We start from the raw sequence: 21612 nt of genomic DNA on the forward strand, positions 1-21612 counted from the left end.
CTATTTAATCTTTTTAATTATAGTTTTTAAGCATTTTTGAAGTAGTTTGATATTTTCACTCTCTCCCATTACTCTAATTTTTGATTCTGTTCCTGAACTTCTAACTAATATTCTTCCATATCCTTTTATTAATTTTTCTGAAGATTTAACAGATTTTTTAATATCAATTTTATTGATTATTGTTTTATCCTTTACCTCAATATTTTCCAATATTTGAGGAGTTTTTTTAAAAGTATCAAAAAAATTACTAGCTTTTTTTCCTTTTCTTAACGAAAATAAAACTTCTAAAGCAACTAACAGGCCATCTCCTGTGGTTGCATATTTACCTAAAATAATATGACCAGATTGTTCACCACCTAGATTAAAATTATTTTTTTTCATTTTTTCTTTTACAAAACGATCACCTACATCTGACCTTAAAAATTTTATATTTTGAGCTCTAAAAAATTTTTCTAGTCCATAATTAGACATCAAAGTGCCAATAACACCTCCCTTTAGCATTTTTTTTCTTTTCCATCTAATTGCCAAAGCAGCAATTATTTGATCTCCATCAATTATCATGCCACTTTCATCACACATAATAATTCTATCAGCATCTCCATCAAGTGAAATTCCTATATGTGCCTTGTATTTTTTTACTGCAAGTTTAATTTTACTTGGAAATGTAGAGCCACAATTTTTATTAATATTAATACCATTAGGTTCAACTCCAATTGAAAATACTTTAGCACCTAAAGATTTTAATAATTCTGGCCCTGCTTTGTAGGCAGCACCATTAGCACAATCAATAACTATTCTTAGACCTTTAAGGTTAAAGTTTTTTGGAAAATTTTTTTTTAGTATTTTGATGTAATCATCATTTGCGGACTCTAATCTTTTAACTCTTCCTAATGCCTTGGGTTTTGACAAAGAATTACTAATTTTTTTATCAATTAGAGTTTCAATTTTTTTTTCAATTTTATCTGACAGTTTCAAACCATCTGGACCAAATAGTTTTAGCCCATTATCATGATATGGATTATGAGAAGCTGTAATCATAATGCCCATGTTTGCCTTCATTACCTTTGTTAACATAGCAAGCCCATTTGTTGGCAATGGGCCTAAAGTATAAACGTGCATTCCAGCTGATGTAAGACCAGACACTAAAGCAGGCTCTAGTGTATATCCAGATAATCTAGTATCTTTTGCAATTATTGCTATTTGTTTTTTTTTTTTTTGAGTTTTAAAATAAGTTCCTGAAGCAAGGCCAAATTTAAAAAACATATCACCATTAATTTTACTACTATTTACAAGGCCTCTTATTCCATCTGTTCCAAAATATTTTTTTGTCATTAACCTCTTATCAGTTGTTTAAATATTTTTATACTTTGCATTAATTCGTTCACATCATGAATTCTTAAAACTTGAACTCCTTGCATCATTGAATACAAAGAAGAAGCAATTGTTCCACCCACCCTTTTCTTAGTATCATTTTTTTTAGATAACTCTTTAATAAATTTCTTTCTAGAAAGTCCAAGTAATACAGGAAAACCTAAGGTATGGAAAATAGAAATGTTTCTTATTAAATTCATATTATGTTTCAAATTTTTTCCAAAACCAATGCCTGGATCTAGTATAATATTATTGTGTTTTATACCTCTGGTCCTTAAAAATTTTATCTTTTCCTCGAAAAAATCATATATATCCAATAACTCATTTTTATACTTTGGGTTATTTTGCATATTCTCTGGAGTTCCTTGTGAATGCTGAATTACAAATGGAGATTTATTTTTTTTTAATATTTCTATCGTTTTAATATCATAACTTAATCCCGAAACATCATTAATAAGCTTGATCCCAAGTTTAATTCCTTTGTTCATAATATTAGATTTTCTTGTGTCTAAAGAAAGTGGAATTTTTTTGCTAATTCTTTTTATAATTTTTTCAATTCTTTTCCATTCTGTTTTTTCACTAATAGATTTAGATCCTGGTCTTGTAGACTCACCTCCAACATCAACTATATCAGCACCAAATTTGAACAAGTCAATTGCATGTTTTAAGCCTACTTTTTTTTTGTTAAACTTACCACCATCAGAAAAACTATCGGGTGTTAGATTTAATATCCCCATTATGTTTGGGATTTTTTTAAAATTTAAATTCGAAAAATTTTTATTTTTTTTAACAATTATTTGAATATCGTTTTCAATTTTTTTTTTTAACAATAAGGGTAATTTTTTTAAATTTTCAAGACCAATAATTTTTTTTGAATTTCTTGTGATAATCTCAATCTTATTAAATGAAATTTCTTTATTGCCTCTTAATGGAAGTGTTTTTTTTTGATTAACTAATTCTACTGATATTTTACCATAAAAAAAATTACACGCTCTTGTGTAATACTTTTTCATTTATCTTTAGTGAACTATTTTTGGCTTAAGACCCATTGAGCTTAAAGCTGAATTTTTATCTTCATCTTCAACTTTTAAATCTTCTTTATTGCTGGGGTATATGTTTTTATTTATTAAGTTTTCTATTTCTTCACCAGAAAGTGTTTCATATGTTAATAGAGCTTTTGCCAATTTATGCAAATCATCAATTTTTTCAGTTAAAACTTTTCTTGCCCTTTCATAGCCTTTGTCTACAATTTTTCTAATTTCAGAATCTACTTTTTTCGCAGTTTCTTCTGACATATTTTGAGTCCTCGCAACAGATCTACCTAAAAATACCTCTTCTTCATTTGAGCCATAAGCAACTGGTCCTAATTCTTTACTAAGACCTGCTTTCATTACCATAGCTTTTGCTCTTTGCGTCGCTTGTTCTATATCACTCGACGCACCAGTTGTAACCTTATCTTCACCAAATATAATTTCTTCTGCTACTCTTCCACCCATAGCTATAGCTAGCTGAGCATGTAATTGCTCCCGTGTTTGGGACAATTCATCTCTTTCTGGTAATTGCATCACCATTCCCAATGCTCTACCTCTTGGAATAATTGTTGCCTTATGAATAGGATGAGCTGCATCCTCATTAATAGTTACTATTGCATGTCCTGCCTCGTGATAAGCTGTTAAAGTTTTTTCTTCTTCCGTCATAACCATAGATCTTCTTTCTGATCCCATCATCACTTTATCTCTAGCTTCTTCAAACTCAGTTAGAGTAACTATCCTTTTATTTTTTCTCGCAGCAAGTAATGCTGCTTCATTAACAATATTTGCTAAGTCCGCACCTGAAAATCCTGGAGTTCCTCTTGCTACTGTTCTTAAATTTACATCTGGAGCCATCTTAATTTTTTTCACATGAACTTTTAATATTTTTTCTCTTCCTATAATATCTGGAAGTCCGACCACTACCTGTCTATCAAATCTGCCTGGTCTTAATAATGCTGGATCTAGTACATCAGGTCTGTTTGTGGCTGCAATTATTATTACACCTTCATTGGTTTCAAAACCATCCATTTCAACTAATAACTGATTTAAGGTTTGTTCTCTTTCATCATTACCACCTCCAAGACCAGCTCCTCTACTTCTTCCAACAGCATCTATCTCATCTATAAAAATAATACATGGTGAATTTTTTTTGCCTTGTTCAAACATATCTCTAACTCTTGACGCTCCGACACCTACAAACATTTCAACAAAATCTGAACCTGATATGGTAAAGAATGGAACTCCTGCTTCACCAGCTATAGCTCTAGCAAGTAAAGTTTTACCCGTTCCTGGTTGGCCAACTAACAGACATCCTCTTGGTATTTTTCCACCAAGTCTACTAAATTTTTTAGGATCTTTTAAAAATTGAACCACTTCTTCTACCTCTTCTTTAGCTTCTTCTACTCCAGCAACGTCATCAAAAGTAACTTTACCTTTTAGCTCATTCATCATTTTAGCCTTGGACTTGCCAAAACCCATAGCTCCACCTTTGCCTCCTTGCATTTGTCTCATAAAGAAAATCCAAACAGCAATTAATAGCAACATTGGAAACCATGATAATAGCACTCCAAATAAAGATGGCATTTTATCCTCTAAAGGGGCAGCTGAAATACTTACACCCTTACTAGACAATTTTTCAATTAAGTTTGGATAATTTGGTGAGTATGTAGAAAAAGAATTTCCATTTGCAAGTAATCCTCTTATGTTGTTTCCTTTTATCTCAACCTTCACAACTCCACCATTTTCAACTTCTGTTAAAAACTCTGAAAATATTATTGAATTACTTTTACCTGCGGTTGCTTGTGGGTTTTTAAACATATTGTAAAGACCAATTGTTAAAAAGACTATTACAGCCCACATTGCTAAATTTTTTATATTCATATACATAAGATAATAATTATTATCAATTAAACAAGTGTCAAATTGTTACAAAATTTAGACTTTATGCTAAATTTCTTTAGATATTAATATAGTATCGTTAACTCTTTCAACAAAGCACCCTCCTAGAGTAATCTTTTTAAAAGACCTCCCATTAATTTTTTTAACTAATTCGTTTATGCTTTTTCCTCTAACAGGATAATATTTTTTTCCAAGTTTTTGTATTAAATTTGATAAAGATCTAAAAATAACTTCATGTGATTGATTAAAAAAATCATAACTTAAAATATAATTATTTTTTGATTTTAAGAAAACAACATTATTTTTTAAATTTTTATTTACATAAAATTTAATTGACTCATTTGAATCTTTTAAGTGATCAATAGTTAATTTTAGTTTTTTTATATCCAAACCCTCTTTTTCTAAAGAATCTAACAAATTTCTAATTCTGGTTCTTTTATAATTTTCATTTGTATTTGAAGGATCTTTAACGAAAAAACTAAAAACTTCATTAGAGATGTGAAGTAGTTCTTTTTTTTCCAAATCTAGTAATGGCCTTAAAATACTTAAATCTTGATCTCTATATTTTATATTTTTATTTAATGAAATTAATCCATTTAATCCACTACCTCTAACTATTCTAATAAAAAAATTTTCAAACAAGTCATTTAAATGATGTCCCAATAATAGATATTTGATACTATTTTTTTTACACTCGTTTACTAATAAAGAATATCTCTTGTCTCTAGCTGTTGCTTGAATCTTTTTTAAGGGTTTTTTTCCGTTCCAATTCAAGATTGTACATTTAATATCAATCTTTTTTAAAACTTTTCTCACAGTCTCTGCTTCTAATGAGGATTCTTTCCGAAGTTTATGATTTACTATGTAATATTTAACTTTTATTTTATTTTTTAAAGAATAACATTTAGTTAAATATGCTAATGCCAAGCTATCTGGTCCACCTGAAACGGCTACTGCAAAGTCTTTTTTAAGGTTTAGTGAGCCTGAAAATTTATTATAGATTTTAGATATTTTTTTTTTATTTAACTTGCTAAGAATTTTTTTATGTTTTTGGTTTTGAACATTCAAATTTTTTAGATTCATACTTTGCTTTTTGTAACACTGATTGATTTGCTTTAGGATATTGTTTTTCTACTGCATCAATCATTTTGCACCCTTGATCCTTTTCTCCTATCTGGACCATTGATATACCCAGTTTTAGTAAATTTATAGGGGCTTTATTTCCTTTAGGGTATTTTTGATATCCTTCAAGATATGCTGTTGCAGCGTCAGTGTAAAGTTGTCTTATCCTGAATGTTTCTGCATACCAATATTGAGCATTACCGGCTAAATCATGATCTGGATTTGTTAACACAAATTCTCTAAATGCTCTCTCAGCTGTACTGTAATCACCTACCTTTAAAAAACTGGTTGCAAATTCATATTGTTTTTTGGGTTCACCAACTGGTAAAATATTTTCTTCAGTCTTAAAGTTTTCTGTAATAATTGTTGCAGTTGCGTCTACTGATTGTGTCTGTTGTGTTGTTTGAGAATTATCTGTGTTTTCATATGAAATTGAACCTAGGTCTTGTGGCTGTGAAGATCCTGGTAAATCTTTATCATTTTCCTTTTTTGTTTTAGTGGTTGTTTTTTTATCACTATTGACTGAGGGTAAAGCATTTTCTATTTCTTGAAATCTCATTTGATTATCTGCTTGAACTTTTGAAAGTCTACTAGCTAGCTTATCTAGTTTAAAATTTATTTCTTCAAATTTATTTGTTAATACCTGAAACTGACCCTCAATTTCTGATAATTTTAATAAATGCCGTGTAAGTACATCCTCTGAATTTTGATCAAGCACACTTTGTTTGTTTGAGTTTTTTGAATTATCACCTAAATTTAAAGAGCCTGAGTAAACTGCTTTTTCTAATGTTCTCAAATTTTTTTGAATTAATTCCAAAGTCTCATTTATATTATGATTATCAGCAAAGCTTAAGCTACTAAATAACAATATTATTGAAATTGATAATATTTTTAATCGAAATATTTTTTTATAACTAAACATTCAAATTGATTAGTAATTATAATGATGGCAAAAAAAAGACCCTGTACATTTAATAGTAGAAGGGTCTTTTAAAATTTTTGACTAATTTGTTTTTACAGTAACTGATCTTCTGTTTTTTGACCAAGATAGTGGGTTTGATCCTGAATCTACAGGTCTTTCTTTACCATAACTAAGAGTAGATATTCTGTTTGAAGAAATACCATAAGTCATTAAGTAGTCTTTTGCAGAATTGGCTCTTCTTTCACCTAATGCTAAATTGTATTCTCTTGTACCTCTTTCATCAGCGTGACCTTCTAATACAACATTAATATCTGAATTTTTTCTTAACCATGAAGCTTGTTTTCTTAAAGTTTCTCTTGAAGCAGTTGTAAGAACTGTTTCATTTGTTGCAAAGAAAACTCTGTCAGGAACACCTGAAGCTAAAAACTCAATCGTATCAGATCCAGTGTAAACATCTCCCTGAAGCTGTCCTGTTGTTTTTTTTGTTGCACAAGCTGTCAAAACTAAACTTGCAATTAATATTAAAAATCCGTTTTTTATAGTTTTACTCAAGTTCATTTTTTTGCTCCTTAAATCTAATTTGTATTACATACTTTTTCACAACTAAATAGATGTTTCAAGATAAAAAATCAAGCAATTTAGTAATCAATTACCTAATAAAGATGACCATGATGGGTCAGATGCGTCAGTTTCTGTCTCAACCATTTTTTCGTTGTATCCAGTGAGATCAATAGACCATAATTTGGCTGTAAACCCCTCTCCTTTCGAGTCAGTTTTTGTTTCTCTATAAAAAATTAAAACTCTTCCATTTGGAGACCAAGAGGGGGCTTCTTGATAAAAATTTTCTGTTAATAGTCGCTCACCAGTTCCATCTGTTCTCATTACTCCAATATAAAATTTTCCTTTATGGAGTTTGGTGAATGCGATTAAATCACCTCTAGGCGACCATACAGGCGTTCCATAGAGACCATTTCCAAATGAAATTCTTTTAACATTTTTTCCATTATTTTTCATTATGTAGATTTGTTGATAACCACTTCTGTCAGAATTAAAGGTAATAAATTTTCCATCTGGAGAATATGAGGGAGATGTATCAATCGATGGATGGTTAGTAATTCTTTCAACAATTCTATTTTCTAGATCCATGGTATAAATATCTGATCTTCCATCTTTAGCAAAACTCATTATAATTTTTTTTCCATCAGGTGAAAATCTGGGTGCATATGTCATGCCTGGAAAATCACCAACTACTTCTTGCATACCTGTTTCAACATCTAATAAATAAACCCTTGGTAAATTTTTAAAGTAAGAAAGATATGTGACCATTTGATTTGTTGGACTAAATCTTGGAGTTAAAACTAATTCATTACCTAATGTTAAAAATTTATTGTTAAAACCATCTTGATCCATGATTGCTAACTTTTTAATTCTTTTTGTTTTTGAGCCTTCTTCAGCAACATAAATAATTCTAGTATCAAAATAACCACTTTCACCTGTCAAACGTTCATAAACTTTATCTGTTATTATATGACCTACTCTTCTCCAGTTACTTGGGACCGTTGTAAATGCTAATGCCATCATTTCTTTTCCAGCTAAAACATCCCATAATCTAAATTCTACTCTTAACTTTTCATCTACAAAAGTCACCTTACCTGTTATTAATGCTTGGGCTTTTATTAAATTCCAATCCTCAAACCTTGGTTTTAAATTTGCAATATCTGGTTTCTGAAGAAATGAATCTTTATTAATAGGGTTGAACAAACCCGATTGTTTTAAATTATTTTCAACAATAATAGATATTTCAGATCCAAGGTTTTCTTTTTTTAAAATATCTTTAAAATTTTTTTTTGAATTTTCATCTATTGACAAAGGAGAGACAGCAATAGGAAGAGGGCTTAAATTTCCTCTAGTGATATCAACTTCAATTAAAGCAAAAGTTTTAATTGGTAACAAAATTAATATTATAATTAAATATCTTAAAATCATTTTATCCTTCTAGCATTTCTCGCGCATCAAAGTTTAGTTGTAATTCTTTCCACCTTTCATACCCCGTACTTGGTACTCTAAGAGGTTGGCAAAGTTTTATAGCTCTTAATGCGCTTTCAGCTAAAACTTTATAAAATCCTTGACCAGGTCTATTCATTCTGGCGTGATCAAGAATTTCAGATCTTATAATAGAGCCATCTGGTTTTAATTGTAACCTAATTCTAACTAATAAATCTTCATTATATGGCAAACCTAAAGGAATGCTCCAACATCCAAAAATTTGAGCTTTTAAAGCATCTTCCTCGCTTAGAGTTAATCCTCCAAAATCCATTTCTTTATCTTGGTTTTGAGTTACTTTATCTATCTTTCTATTTGTTTCAGCTTTTTCAATCTTAGATTTATCAATTAGTGCTGCAATATTGTTGGTATCAAAGAGTTCTTTTTTTTCAAATTCTGAAATCTGCTTAATTTCTGTTTCTACTTTTTCAGGATTCTGTTTTTCATCTTTGATTTTTTTTATTTTTTCAATCTTTTTATCAGGTAATGGAACTGCATCTGGTTTTATTTTTTTTACTTTCTTTGGAGGGGCTTGCTCAGATACTAACTTTTTTTCTTTTTCTTTAACTTTTTCTATTGTTTTTTTAGCCTTTGGCGCAAAGGGGATGTTGGTCTTGTCTGTGATTTGAATTAGCTCAACTGACACAATTGGTGGAAGATTAATTGGTTTTTTGGAAAGAAATGGGAGACTCATTGCTGTAATCATTACTAACAAAATATGAAGGCCAAAAGAAATAACGATATTTCTATTCATTCATTTACCTCTCTTTATATGGCTCAGAAATTAATGCTACTTTGGTAAAGCCAGAACCAGACAACATTCCCATTATTTCTAAAACTCTACCATAATTTATTGACTTATCTCCTCGAACATAAATTCTTGTATCTGTTCTATTTTTAGACACAGCTAAAATTTTTGCTATTATTTTATCGTACTCAACTTTTGACTCTTGGATAAATATTTCACCTTTTGAATTGATAGATAAAGTTAGTGGTTCTAATTCTTCTGGTAATGAGTCTGCAGAACTTTCTGGTAAGTCAACTTGTACTCCAACGGTTAAGAGTGGTGCTGTTACCATAAAAATAATTAATAATACTAACATCACGTCTACGAAAGGTGTGACATTAATTTCACTCATGGGTTCTTTGGATGAACGGTTGAGTTTGAAAGCCATTTTATATTATTGATAAAAATCTTTTAGAAAAGTTTTCTAATTTTTGAGAATACTTTTTTGTGTCATTATTAAATTTATTATATGCAACAACTGCTGGGATTGCGGCCAATAAACCAAGTGCAGTTGCAAATAAAGCTTCTGCAATACCAGGTGCTACTATTGCTAAGCTTGTATTTCTTGAAATTGCAATAGACTGAAATGAGTTCATTATTCCCCAGACTGTTCCAAATAAGCCAATGAAAGGAGCCGTAGATCCTACTGTTGCCAGAAAGGTAAAACCTTTTTCAAGATTTGATATTTGCTTTTCAATATTAACTTCAAGCACACTACTAATTCTGTCACTAAGATTAGATTTACTCTTCGCTTTTAGCAAAGTTTGCATGGAGTCTTTAAATAATAAAGCCATAGGGTTTTCTAAATTAACAGGCAAATTATTATAAAAAGTTTCTGCTGATTTTGATTTCCAAAACTTTTGCTCAAACTCTTCAGATTCTATGTTGATTTTTTTAAATAATCTAAACTTTTCAATAATGACTGCCCATGAATAAATTGAACAACCAATAAGTATAAGTATTACAGCTTTTACAATGAAATCAGCTCGAATAAATAAGCTCCATAATGAAAAATCTGTGTTCGATGCTAGTCCTACCGCTTGAGATGTTATATCAGCTTCCATAATTAAGATTTCACACTTAAATGTGTCATGAATTTGACCTTATTAAATTTAATTTACTCTTCTATTTTATAGGTTTCATAAAAAAAACTAGCAATTAGGATTGCATCTGCTTTATTTGAGTCTTTTTTTCTTGATAATTGTGATGAAAAATATGGAAATACTTCTATTGCTTTAGTTCTACTTGCATCTTTTTCTGAATTTATAAGATTAAAATACTTTTTCCATTTGGTAGGTCTAACAAAATACATTGGCAACTGCATCGCCGAACACAAGCCTTTTAAAATTCCGAAGGATTGACCAAAATTAAACATGCTGGTTACACCTTGCCCGGGCATTGCCGAAACTTGCTCTATTACAACTTTAATTTCTTCTTTTTTAAGGTTTTTAATTCTTAAAGAAATTTCGTGATAAATTTGTGCTCCATTAACCTGTTTCTTATTTTTTTTGCCCTCTGCCATATTTGGCATTTCGACTACATCAATTATTTTTCCATTTTCAAAAAAACAAATGGAGCCTGTGATACCTGGATCAATTCCAATTATAAGCATTAGTTATTTCCAAAATTTATATTTGAATAAACACTTTGAACATCATCATCATCTTCCAGAGTCTCTAAAAACTCTAATGCTGTTTCTGATCTGTCTTTTGATACATTCACATTATTTAATGGTACCCATTCGATTTCAGTTGAAATAAAGTTTACAATTATTTTTTCTAATTTTTTTTTAATATTATAAATTTCATTCATAGCACATTGAACCTCATGATAGTCATCATGTGAGATACATTCGTTTGCCCCTGAGTCAATTGCTAATTCAAAAATTTGCTCATCTGAAATTTCTTTTTTATCAATTTTAATAATACCCATTTGATTAAAATTATGTGATGCTGAGCCTTGTGTTCCCAAGCTTCCACCGCTCTTTACAAATATAGATCTAATATTAGAGGCTGTTCTATTTTTATTATCCGTTAAAGCCTCTACAATCACAGCTATCTTATCTGGTCCAAATCCTTCATATCTTAAATTTTCATAATTAGTTTCAGAATTTATAGATGATTTAGCAACAGCTCTTTCTATATTGTCTTTTGGCATGTTGGCTGATTTTGCAGCTTGAATTGCAGATCTAAGTCTTGGATTCATGTCAGGATCTTTGTCACCTAATTTTGCAGCTACACTAATTTCTTTTGAAAGTTTAGAAAAGATTTTAGATCTTTGTTTATCCGCCTTACCTTTAGAATGTTTTATACTTGCCCACTTTGAATGACCTGACATAATAATTAATGAGAATTTTTTAGTTCTCCCCCATATATAAAGTTTTCTGCTTTTTTTGCTAATCCTGTTTCTACATCACATTCAACAATCAAACCACACAAACTGGCTTCTCCAATTGCTGGAAAATGTTTAATTGATTTTTTTTTTAAAAATCTATTAATTGAATTTTCTTTATTCATGCCAATAACAGAATCATAGTCTCCACACATTCCTGTATCTGTTTGATAGGCTGTTCCTCCTTTTAATACTCTAGTATCATTAGTTGGAATGTGTGTGTGAGTGCCAACAACTAATGTTGCTTGATTATCAAAAAAATGTCCCATGGCTGTTTTTTCACTCGTTATTTCGCCATGAAAATCAACCAACAAAAAATCATAGTCACTTTTAAGTTTATATTTTTTTAAAAATTTTTCAGCAGTTTCAAAAACATCTTCACATTTTTTCATAAAAACATTTCCCATTAAGTTAAGTACACCAACTTTCATGCCATTTTTAGCTTTAAATATTCCAAATCCCTTTCCTGGGGCAGGTTCAAATAAATTTATAGGTCTAAGAAGTCTGCTTTCTTTTTCAATATAAGACATTATTTCTTTTTGATCCCATATGTGATTTCCGGTTGTAATTACATCAACACCACAGTTAAAAAAATCTTTACATATCTCTTGTGTGAGACCCACACCTTGGTCAGCTGCATTTTCACCGTTAACGACTACAAAATCAATTTGTTTATCTTTTATTTGTGAAAGTAAATTATTCAAAATCATCGACCGTCCTGAAATACCAACTACGTCACCTAAAAAAAGTATTTTCATTTTATAATATATTTATTTGTTACAATATAATCTAATTTTTGATCATAAGTATTAATTGGAACGTTATCTATTTTTTGACTCGAAATAGCCAGACCTATCTTTATAATATTTTTTTTTTTAGATAATTTTTTAATAAATCTGTCATAATATCCACCACCATACCCAAGTCTGTTTAAATTTTTATCAAATGCTACCAAGGGAATTAATAAAATATCTGGATAAACCATATTTTTGGTTTCTGGCTCAGGTATTCCATATTTACTTAATTTTAATGGATCAGCAAATGACCATTTATAAAAATCCATCTCAAAATTTTTTTTTATAACTGGTAAAGAAATAATGAATTTATTTTTTTCAAATCTTTCTAATAAGTCCAAATCGTTTATTTCAAAGTTGACAGGATAATACCCACCAATAATTCTTTTCTTTTTTTCTTTTCTAAAAATTTTGATAAGTTGTTCAAAATTAATCTTGGTATTTCTTTTGTTGGTTTTTTCTCTTATTTTAAGAATTTTTTTTCTTAATCTAGATTTAGACACAAATTTACTGAATGGGATTTTCTAAGTTTGCTTTTTCAACGAAATTTTCGATTTCATCTGTAGCTTCTTCTATTATTTTTTCATAATCTTCTTTATTTTTTTTTATTTCTTTTTTAAAATCTTCATGATCTTGTGACAAATTTTTCATCTCTTCTTCTTTTTTTTCTTTATAATTATAAACTAAAGATTTTAATTCTCTAAATTTATTAGACAAATTTTGTAGCTCCTTTTTTTTTTGTTCTACTTTTTTTTTAGTCTCAAAATACTCATCCATTATTTTAACTGAAGTGATTAACAAAAGTTTATTTTCTCCAATGTTTCCTAAATCCTTCTTTAAGTTGCTGAATTTTTCATTAATATGGTTTAACAATTCTTCTAAATGCTCTTCTTGTCCATCGTCACAAGATAAGAGAAATTCTTTTCCATTAAATTTAATATTTACATTTGCCATTTGTCTATTTCCTCTAATAACGTATCTGTTTCTTGATTTAATTCATCTATTTTTTCTGAAAATTCTGTCTCTTTTCTTTTTTCATTTGTTTTTTTTTGATTAATATCCTCCAATTTTTGATTAAGGGCTTTGTGTTCACTCATCAAGTTTTGATATTTGTCCTCTATTAATTTTTTTTCAATTTCTAATTGATTTTTTTGGTCACTTAAATTCTTTAGGTTATTCTTTAAAGTTGGGTTTTGTAAACTTAAACTCTTTAACCTATTGAGTGCATAACCAAGTTTTTTTTCTTTTTCACTGTCTGTTTTCATATATATATATTTATAATATTAAATTGAGTCTTCTAAGTCTAGATAGGATATTTTTGAGCAAGCTACATAAAGATTTATCAAACGCAATAAGGTTTTTATCTATAGATGCTGTGCAAAAAGCAAATTCGGGGCATCCTGGAATGCCAATGGGTATGGCAGATGTTGTAACGGTTTTATTTAAAAACTTCCTTAAATTTAACCCAAAAAATCCTAACTGGTTAAATAGAGATAGATTTGTTCTTTCTGCAGGCCACGGATCAATGCTCCTTTACTCCTTGCTGCATTTGACTGGGTACAAAAGCATCTCTTTAAAAAATATTAAAAATTTTAGACAATTAAAATCAATTTGCGCAGGCCACCCTGAGTATCACCCTGGCACTGGAATTGAGACTACAACAGGTCCTCTTGGACAGGGGATTGCTAATTCAGTTGGGCTTGCTATTGCAGAGGAAATTTTAAAAAAAAAACTAGGTAAGGAGATAATAAATCACAAAACTTATGTTTTAGCTGGAGATGGGTGTTTAATGGAAGGCATTAGTCATGAAGCGATGAGCTTAGCTGGACATTTAAAATTAAAAAACTTAGTAATGCTTTTTGATAATAATGCAATTTCAATAGATGGACCAACTAGTTTAGCGGTTTCAGATAATTATAAAAAAAGATTTGAGAGTTATGGCTGGGATTACATTCTAATTAATGGTCACAATGAAAAAGAAATTTTTGCCGCATTAAAAAAAGTACAAAATACAAAGAAACCTACTGTCATTTCTTGTAAAACAAAAATTGGTTATGGTTCACCTAATAAATCAGGAAAAGCTTCTTCTCATGGTAGCCCTCTTGGTCAAGATGAGGTTAAACTTGTCCGAAAAATATTGGATTGGAAATACAAGCCTTTTGATATTCCAAAGAACATTTTAAGTGAATGGAAAAAAATTGGTAATAAGGGTGTGAAGCTTGAAGCGAAATGGAACAAATTTTATAAAAGAAAAAAACAAGAAATAAATAAAATATTAAAAAACAGTTTCTATAAAACATTAAAATCTGAGAAACTAGTTTCTATTAAAGAAACTAAAAGTATTGCTACGCGAAAGTCCTCTGAATTAGTATTAAATGCCCTTACTAAAAAAACTAATACTTTAATAGGTGGTTCAGCTGATTTGGCCGGATCAAACAATACAAAAACAAAATACCATAATATTATTAAACCTGGTGATTTTAATGGAGATTATATTCATTACGGAGTGAGAGAACATGCTATGTGTGGAATAATGAATGGTATCGCTCTGCATAGTAAATTTATTCCTTATGGTGGAACTTTCTTAATATTTACAGATTACTGTAAGCCTTCAATTCGGTTATCAGCATTAATGGAACAAAGGGTTATTTATGTAATGACACATGATTCAATTGGACTAGGTGAAGATGGTCCAACCCATCAACCAATAGAACAATTATCTGGATTAAGATCTATTCCAAATTTAAATGTTTTTAGACCTGCAGATAGAATGGAAACTATTGAATGTTGGGAACTATCACTAAAAAATTCAAAAACACCAAGTGTATTATCTTTAACCAGACAAAACCTTGACCCTATCCGAAAAAAATATTCAAATATAAATAAATGCTCTTTTGGGGCTTATGAGGTTTTGAGAACTGATAAAAAGATTTCCTTAACTATACTTGCTAGTGGTTCAGAGGTTAATTTAGCAATTGAAACTAGCCATAAATTGGCCAAAGATAAGATATACTCTAAGGTTATATCAGTACCATGCCAAGACCTTTTTGACTCACAATCAAAATTTTATAAGAAAAAGATTCTTGATGAAACAAAGTTTAAAATATCAATTGAAGCAGCATCGACAGATTGCTGGAAAAAATATGTTGGAACAGAAGGTTTGACTTTTGGAATTGACACATTTGGTAAAAGTGCACCATACAAGGAAATTTATGAATATTTTGGATTAACAGCTGAAAATATTTCCAAAAAATCTAAGAATCTAATAAAGAGTTAAATATGAAAATAAAAGTTGGAATTAATGGAATGGGAAGAATTGGTAGAATGGTTATTAGAGCTATCATTGAAAGCCAAAATAAAGATATAGAAATTAAACATATTAATAACCGGTCCAATTCTGAGGCAAGCTGCACTTTAATTAAATATGACTCTATTCATGGAAAATTTAATGCAAACTTAGATTTTGATGAAAATCACCTTATTATTAACCAAAAAAAAATAACTTTTTCACAGGATACAAAAATTGAAAACATAAACTGGAAAAAATTTGATGTTGATTATGTTTTTGAGTGTACAGGAAAATTTAATTCAAAAGAAAAATTATTAGCACATATTAAAAATGGAGCCAAAAAAGTTATTGTCTCTGCACCATGTAAAGATGCGGATAAAACAATTGTGTATGGTGTTAATGAAAATATACTTTCTAAAGAAGATCAAATAGTTTCAGCAGCCTCATGTACAACTAATTGCCTAGCTCCAGTTGCAAATGTATTAAATGAAAGTTTTGAAATTGAAAAAGGTTTTATGACTACAATTCATGCATTTACTAGTGACCAGAGAATTTTAGATAACTCACACAAAGATCCTAGAAGAGCAAGATCTGCTAGTCAATCTATTGTGCCAACATCAACGGGGGCATCAAAAGCAATTGGTGAAATTATACCATCCCTAAAAGGGAAACTTGAAGGTGTAGCCATGAGAGTTCCAACTCCAAATGTTTCACTTATAGAGCTCGTCTTTTGTACCAAAAAAGAAATAGATAAAGAAAAAATTAATGAAGCTTTTGCTCAAGCAACTAAGAAACAATCAAAAAGAGTTTTAGAAATCACAGAAGAAAAGTTGGTATCAATTGATTTTAATCATAATTCTGCTTCAGCGATTGTGGACTCTTCCTTGACAAGCGTTGTGGGTAAAAATATGGGAAAAATTTCAGCTTGGTATGATAATGAGTGGGGTTTTTCAAATAGAATGTGTGATATTGCAGAATATCTTCATAAGATCTCCTAATGAGAAATATAAAGGATGTAGCTAACCTTAATCAAAAAAAAGTCCTGCTACGCCTTGACCTAAATGTTCCGTTAGATAGTGGAAAAATTACTGATACTACAAGAATAGACAAAATACTTCCTACTATTAAATTTTTACTAAAAAATAAATCAAAGATAATAATATTATCTCACGTCGGAAGACCAAAGGGGAAGATTATAAATGAACTGTCTCTTAAGCCCATATGCGAGGATCTGAAAAAAAAATTAAAAGAAAACATAACTCTTGTTACAAAAAATTTGAAAGAAATAAATTCCAAAGAACTATTTAACAATGAAGATGAAAAAATTGTAATGCTTGAAAATCTTAGATTTAATAAAGAAGAAGAAGAAAATAATAGTGAATTTGCAGAAAATTTAGCAAGTCTAGCTGATATTTACGTTAATGATGCTTTTTCATGCTCTCACAGAACTCATGCTTCAATTTTCGAAATTACAAAATTTCTTCCTTCATATGCAGGTCTTCAATTAAATTTAGAAATTGATGCCTTAACTAAAATTACGTCTGAAATCAAAAAACCTGTAACTTGCATAATTGGAGGCTCAAAAATATCAACTAAAATTAATATTATTAAAAATTTAATCTCAAAATTTGATTACATTGTGATTTTGGGAGGCATGGCTAACAATATACTAAAATATAAAGGCCATAATATTGGAAAATCATTACAGGAAGTAAATTGTGATAAAATTATTGAAGAAATATTTTTTCTCTCAAAGAATAAAAATTGTAAAATAATTTATCCTGAAGATGTCATAGTAGGAAAAGATTTAAATGGATCACCTAAAATAAAAGAAGTGAATAAAGTTTCTGAAGATGAATTAATTTTAGACATAGGTCCTAAAACAATACAAATAGTTAATAAACTTATTGAAAAAAGTAAAACTATTTTATGGAATGGGCCAGCTGGTTATTTTGAAAATCCAAATTTTGCTAAAGGAAGTTTGGAAATTGCAAAAAAAATTGTTGAAAAAAATAAAGCTAATACAATTTATTCAGTGGCAGGTGGTGGAGATACTGTAGCTCTGTTAAATAGTATAGGTGTTATTAATAATTTTAATTTTGTTTCAACTGCAGGTGGAGCCTTCTTAGAATATCTTGAAGGAAAAGAACTTCCTGGTATAAGTGCGCTAAATTGATATGTCAGAATTAAATAAAATTGCTTTAAAAATCCTATCAAATGGAAAAGGCATCCTAGCTGCGGATGAAAGCACTGGGACTATGACCAAAAGATTAGAAAGCGTAAATGTGCTATCATCTGCAGAAAATAGACTTTTATTTAGAGAAACACTTTTCTCATCTGAAAGTATGAAAAATTGTATCGGTGGGGTAATTTTATATGATGAAACAATCAAACAATTAACCAATTCAAATAAATCTATACCTGATTTAATATCTTCTGCTGGTGCTGTACCTGGTATAAAAGTAGATACTGGTGCAAAAGTTTTGGCCGGTTCACCTGAAGAAAAAATCACTGAAGGTCTTGATGGATTGAGAGAAAGATTAAAAGAGTATTACCAACTTGGAGCACAATTCACAAAGTGGAGAGGCGTATACAGTATTTCAAATAAGTATCCGAGTAAATTATCAATTTATTCAAATGCACATGCACTTGCTAGATATTCTGCTCTTGTGCAAGAATGTAAGATGGTGCCAATAGTTGAGCCAGAAGTTTTAATGGATGGAAATCATTCAGCAGAGGACTGTTTTAATATAACTTCAGAAGTTATTAAGAAATGTTTCGAAGAATTAATACTTCATAAAGTTGATTTAAGTGGAATAATTTTAAAACCAAATATGATTTTAGCTGGAGCTAACTCAGAAAAAAAAACATCTAATGAAGAAATTGCTAAACTTACTTTGAAATGCCTTAGAGAAAATGTTCCATCAGATGTACCTGGGATTGCATTTTTATCAGGTGGCCAATCAGAAGTAGAAGCAACTGAAAATTTAAATTTAATAAATAAAAATAATGATACAAATTTTATTATGACGTATTCATATGGAAGAGCACTACAGCAAAGTGCCCTTAAATTTTGGTCAAAAGATATTGAAAATACTGAAGGTACTCAAAAAGTTTTTAACCACCGAGCCAATATGTGTACACTTGCAGCTCAGGGAAAATGGTCAGCAGAACTTGAAACAAAATAAGACTAATAAAAAATTTATTTATCTAATTTCTCCAAATAAAATTAAAAATGAAGATTTCTATGTCAATCTTTCATTAGTATTGAGCTCAAAAAAAGTAAGTTTTTTTCAATTAAGAATTAAAAAAGAAACAAATAAAAATAAATTAATAATTGGGAAAAAAATTCACAAAATTTGTAAAAGATACAAAGTTAAATTTTTAATTAACGATGATCCAAGACTTGCTAAAAAACTTAATGCTGATGGTTGTCACTTGGGTCAAAAAGATATGGACATTTTAAAAGCTAGAAAAATATTAAAAAATAAAATTATTGGAATTACTTGTCATAATTCGATTAATTTAGCAAAAAAGGCAATTAATAATGGTGCTGACTATTTAGCATTTGGTGCCTTCTATTCATCTCAAACAAAAAAAATTAAATATAAGGCGAGCTTAAAAATATTAAGACTAGCTAAAAAAATAACAAATACGTCAATTGTAGCAATAGGAGGTATAAAGCTAAGTAATTATAAAAGACTCTTATTGAATAAAGCTAACTTTTTGGCTATTTCAGGCTACATTTGGAATAATAAAAAATACAAACCATTAGAAGCTATTAAAAGATTAAAATGAAAATATACGCAAGTGAAATCAGAGTCGGAATGCTAGTTGAATATAAAGACGACCTTTGGCAAGTACTTAAAACACAACATGTAAAACCAGGGAAAGGTGGTGCATTTGCTCAGGTTGAAATGAAAAGTGTTAATAAAAATACAAAATTAAATGAAAGGTTTAGATCAAGCGAGTCTATAGAAAAAGCTTCTTTGGATGAAACAAAGTTTAATTATCTCTATGATGATGAAACAGATTATTTCTTTATGGATCCTAAATCTTTTGAACAAATTAATATAAAAAAAGATTCAGTTGGTGAAAAAGGAAAATTGCTTACAGAAAATCTAGAAGTTAATATCAGTTTCTACAATGAGAAACCATTAACTGTAGATTTACCAAATCAGGTCACTTGCACAATCCAGTCAACAGATGTGGCACTTAAAGGGCAAACAGTTTCTTCCTCTTATAAACCTGCAACTTTAGATAATGGAATAAATATTCAAGTTCCTCCTTTTATTGAAAGTGGAGACAAAATTATAGTTGATACCAGAACTATAGAATATATTAAAAAAATATAAATTATATGCAATCAATATCAGCTAATCTAAATATTATGATAAAGGCTGCTGAAAAAGCATCTAGAGCTTTAATTAGAGATTTTGGTGAAGTAGAAAAACTTCAGGTTTCAACAAAAGGACCTACCGATTTTGTTTCAAATGCTGATTTAAAAGCAGAAAAAATAATTATTGACGAATTAAAAAAAGCAAGACCCTTTTATTCTATTATAAGTGAAGAAGACGGTTCTGAAATGAACAAAGATAAAAACAATATATGGATTATAGACCCTATTGATGGTACTACAAATTTTTTACACGGCATTCCTCATTTTGCGATATCTATTGCCCTGAAATCTGGAAATGAAATAGTTTCTGGCTTAATTTATGATCCAATAAAAGATGAGATGTTTTATGCTGAAAAAGAAAATGGTGCTTTTTTTAACAACCAAAGAATTAGAGTCTCTAAAAAAAAAGAGCTTAATAGCTGTTTATTTGTTACGGGAGGATTATCAAAAAATGAAATTGATCTTCCTCTAAGAAAATCTGGAAGTGCGGCACTTGATATAGCGTACGTCGCTGCAGGTAGATATGATGGGTATTTTCAAAATGATCTAAATTTATGGGATATTGCAGCAGGTATCATAATTTTAAAAGAAGCTGGTGGAATGATTAATGAGATAGATCTGTCTCAAAACAAAAATATTCAAATAAGAGCATCTAGCACGGCGATTAACGATAAAATGCTTGAAAAATTGAAGAACTTTTAATTGTTTTATAAAATTCTTTTGCTATAAGTCTCGATATGAAAAAAGACATACATCCAGACTACCATACTATCAAAGTAGAGATGACTGATGGAACTCAATTTGAGACTAGATCAACTTGGGGAAAAGAAGGAGAAGTTTTAAAATTGGAGATTGATCCAAAATCTCATGCTGCTTGGACAGGTGGAAAGCAAAAACTAATGGACAAAGGTCGTGTTAGTAAGTTTAATAAGAAATTTCAAAACTTCAGATCAGAAAAAAAGGATTAAATGTCAAACGTACCATTAATGCCTATGGCAACTGCTGTTTGGCTAGTAGAGAATACAACTCTAACATTTAAGCAAATTTCAAAATTTTGCAATTTACATGAGGTAGAAGTGCAAGGCATTGCAGATGGTGAAGTCGCAAAAGGAATAATGGCTTATAATCCAATTATATCTGGTCAGCTTACAAGAGAAGAAATTGAGTTGTCTTCACAAGATCAAAATCGTAACTTACAAATCAAAACTATAGATATTGAAATATCTAATTCTGATAAAAAAATAAAAAAATATATCCCTCTATCTAAAAGACAGGATAAGCCAGACTCTGCTTTATGGTTAATCAAGCATCATTCATTTTTAAAAGATTCTCAAATAGCAAAATTGGTTGGTATAACTAAAAATTCTGTTACATCGATTAAGAATAAGAGCTATTGGAATTATAATAATTTAAACTCAAAAGATCCAGTTGCTTTAGGGCTTTTTTCTCAAAAAGATTTAATTGATGCTATTGAAAAAGCTGAAAGAAGAATAAAGAGAGAAAAAAAAGAAAAAGAGAAAGCAAAGAGAATACAAGAAGTTTCAATTAATGAATAAATTTAATA

At 29.6% G+C, this 21612-nt stretch carries 25 protein-coding genes; 9 read left to right on the forward strand and 16 right to left on the reverse strand.

Features of this window, described 5'->3' with window-relative positions; genetic code table 11:
- The 16 genes from glmM to VP91_RS00830 all read right to left on the reverse strand — a co-directional run bounded on the left by glmM (position 1) and on the right by VP91_RS00830 (position 13625).
- A complete protein-coding gene (gene glmM, locus VP91_RS00755; protein WP_169035543.1) occupies positions 1–1332 on the reverse strand; it encodes a phosphoglucosamine mutase in 1332 nt (443 codons plus the stop codon).
- Entirely contained in the window at positions 1332–2384 is a 1053-nt protein-coding gene (folP, locus tag VP91_RS00760) for a dihydropteroate synthase (RefSeq protein ID WP_169035544.1), read from the reverse strand. The genes glmM and folP overlap by 1 nt, the downstream gene beginning before the upstream one ends.
- A 6-nt stretch (positions 2385–2390) precedes the next feature.
- Positions 2391–4283, reverse strand: a complete 1893-nt coding sequence (ftsH, locus tag VP91_RS00765) for an ATP-dependent zinc metalloprotease FtsH (RefSeq protein WP_211181489.1) — start codon at positions 4281–4283, stop codon at positions 2391–2393.
- Positions 4284–4349: 66 nt separating this feature from the next.
- Positions 4350–5384: a tRNA lysidine(34) synthetase TilS gene (gene tilS / locus VP91_RS00770; protein ID WP_169035545.1), complete on the reverse strand. Its 1035-nt coding sequence runs from the start codon at positions 5382–5384 to the stop codon at positions 4350–4352.
- On the reverse strand, positions 5344–6345 hold the full coding sequence (ybgF, locus tag VP91_RS00775) for a tol-pal system protein YbgF (RefSeq protein ID WP_169035546.1): 1002 nt from the start codon (positions 6343–6345) through the stop codon (positions 5344–5346). The genes tilS and ybgF overlap by 41 nt, the downstream gene beginning before the upstream one ends.
- An 81-nt stretch (positions 6346–6426) precedes the next feature.
- Positions 6427–6903, reverse strand: a complete 477-nt coding sequence (gene pal / locus VP91_RS00780) for a peptidoglycan-associated lipoprotein Pal (RefSeq protein ID WP_169035547.1) — start codon at positions 6901–6903, stop codon at positions 6427–6429.
- 87 nt (positions 6904–6990) lie between these two features.
- Positions 6991–8331 carry a Tol-Pal system beta propeller repeat protein TolB gene (gene tolB / locus VP91_RS00785; RefSeq protein ID WP_169035548.1) on the reverse strand — a complete coding sequence of 447 codons (1341 nt, stop codon included), beginning with the start codon at positions 8329–8331 and terminating at the stop codon, positions 6991–6993.
- Between the two features lies 1 nt (position 8332).
- Positions 8333–9142 (reverse strand): cell envelope biogenesis protein TolA, encoded by an 810-nt coding sequence (locus VP91_RS00790; protein WP_169035549.1) that lies wholly within the window; start codon positions 9140–9142, stop codon positions 8333–8335.
- A gap of 4 nt (positions 9143–9146) precedes the next feature.
- Complete coding sequence (tolR, locus tag VP91_RS00795) at positions 9147–9563, reverse strand: protein TolR (protein WP_169035550.1); 417 nt, start codon at positions 9561–9563, stop codon at positions 9147–9149.
- 1 nt (position 9564) lies between these two features.
- Complete coding sequence (gene tolQ, locus VP91_RS00800) at positions 9565–10239, reverse strand: protein TolQ (RefSeq protein ID WP_169035551.1); 675 nt, start codon at positions 10237–10239, stop codon at positions 9565–9567.
- 53 nt (positions 10240–10292) lie between these two features.
- A complete protein-coding gene (locus tag VP91_RS00805; protein WP_169035552.1) occupies positions 10293–10787 on the reverse strand; it encodes a crossover junction endodeoxyribonuclease in 495 nt (164 codons plus the stop codon).
- Positions 10787–11512, reverse strand: a complete 726-nt coding sequence (locus VP91_RS00810) for a YebC/PmpR family DNA-binding transcriptional regulator (protein WP_169035553.1) — start codon at positions 11510–11512, stop codon at positions 10787–10789. The genes VP91_RS00805 and VP91_RS00810 overlap by 1 nt, the downstream gene beginning before the upstream one ends.
- Positions 11513–11517: 5 nt before the next feature.
- Entirely contained in the window at positions 11518–12324 is an 807-nt protein-coding gene (locus tag VP91_RS00815) for a TIGR00282 family metallophosphoesterase (RefSeq protein ID WP_169035554.1), read from the reverse strand.
- Positions 12321–12863 (reverse strand): 5-formyltetrahydrofolate cyclo-ligase, encoded by a 543-nt coding sequence (locus VP91_RS00820; protein WP_169035555.1) that lies wholly within the window; start codon positions 12861–12863, stop codon positions 12321–12323. The genes VP91_RS00815 and VP91_RS00820 overlap by 4 nt, the downstream gene beginning before the upstream one ends.
- A 4-nt stretch (positions 12864–12867) precedes the next feature.
- Positions 12868–13314, reverse strand: coding sequence for a cell division protein ZapA (locus VP91_RS00825; protein WP_169035556.1), 447 nt, complete (start codon positions 13312–13314; stop codon positions 12868–12870).
- Positions 13302–13625, reverse strand: a complete 324-nt coding sequence (locus VP91_RS00830; RefSeq protein ID WP_169035557.1) for a 5-formyltetrahydrofolate cyclo-ligase — start codon at positions 13623–13625, stop codon at positions 13302–13304. Before VP91_RS00830 ends, VP91_RS00825 begins: the two co-directional genes overlap by 13 nt.
- A 53-nt stretch (positions 13626–13678) precedes the next feature.
- Here VP91_RS00830 and tkt point away from each other — a divergent pair, with 53 nt between their 5' ends.
- Genes tkt through VP91_RS00875 form a run of 9 tightly spaced genes read left to right on the forward strand, consistent with a single transcriptional unit; the run spans position 13679 to position 21604 of the window.
- On the forward strand, positions 13679–15637 hold the full coding sequence (tkt, locus tag VP91_RS00835) for a transketolase (RefSeq protein WP_169035558.1): 1959 nt from the start codon (positions 13679–13681) through the stop codon (positions 15635–15637).
- Between the two features lie 2 nt (positions 15638–15639).
- Positions 15640–16647 carry a type I glyceraldehyde-3-phosphate dehydrogenase gene (gene gap / locus VP91_RS00840; RefSeq protein ID WP_169035559.1) on the forward strand — a complete coding sequence of 336 codons (1008 nt, stop codon included), beginning with the start codon at positions 15640–15642 and terminating at the stop codon, positions 16645–16647.
- Positions 16647–17825 (forward strand): phosphoglycerate kinase, encoded by a 1179-nt coding sequence (locus tag VP91_RS00845; protein ID WP_169035560.1) that lies wholly within the window; start codon positions 16647–16649, stop codon positions 17823–17825. Before gap ends, VP91_RS00845 begins: the two co-directional genes overlap by 1 nt.
- A 1-nt stretch (position 17826) precedes the next feature.
- A complete protein-coding gene (locus VP91_RS00850; protein WP_169035561.1) occupies positions 17827–18837 on the forward strand; it encodes a class I fructose-bisphosphate aldolase in 1011 nt (336 codons plus the stop codon).
- Entirely contained in the window at positions 18824–19447 is a 624-nt protein-coding gene (thiE, locus tag VP91_RS00855) for a thiamine phosphate synthase (protein ID WP_169035562.1), read from the forward strand. Before VP91_RS00850 ends, thiE begins: the two co-directional genes overlap by 14 nt.
- Positions 19444–20004, forward strand: coding sequence for an elongation factor P (gene efp, locus VP91_RS00860; RefSeq protein ID WP_169035563.1), 561 nt, complete (start codon positions 19444–19446; stop codon positions 20002–20004). The genes thiE and efp overlap by 4 nt, the downstream gene beginning before the upstream one ends.
- Positions 20005–20009: 5 nt before the next feature.
- Positions 20010–20750, forward strand: coding sequence for an inositol monophosphatase family protein (locus VP91_RS00865; RefSeq protein WP_169035564.1), 741 nt, complete (start codon positions 20010–20012; stop codon positions 20748–20750).
- 35 nt (positions 20751–20785) lie between these two features.
- A complete protein-coding gene (gene rpmE, locus VP91_RS00870) occupies positions 20786–21016 on the forward strand; it encodes a 50S ribosomal protein L31 (protein ID WP_006997324.1) in 231 nt (76 codons plus the stop codon).
- The gene (locus VP91_RS00875) at positions 21017–21604 is read left to right on the forward strand and encodes a DUF1013 domain-containing protein (protein ID WP_169035565.1); all 588 of its coding nucleotides are present in this window, start codon (positions 21017–21019) and stop codon (positions 21602–21604) included.
- Positions 21605–21612 lie beyond the last annotated feature (8 nt).

This window comes from Candidatus Pelagibacter communis (assembly GCF_012932795.1).
GTDB lineage: Bacteria > Pseudomonadota > Alphaproteobacteria > Pelagibacterales > Pelagibacteraceae > Pelagibacter > Pelagibacter ubique_S.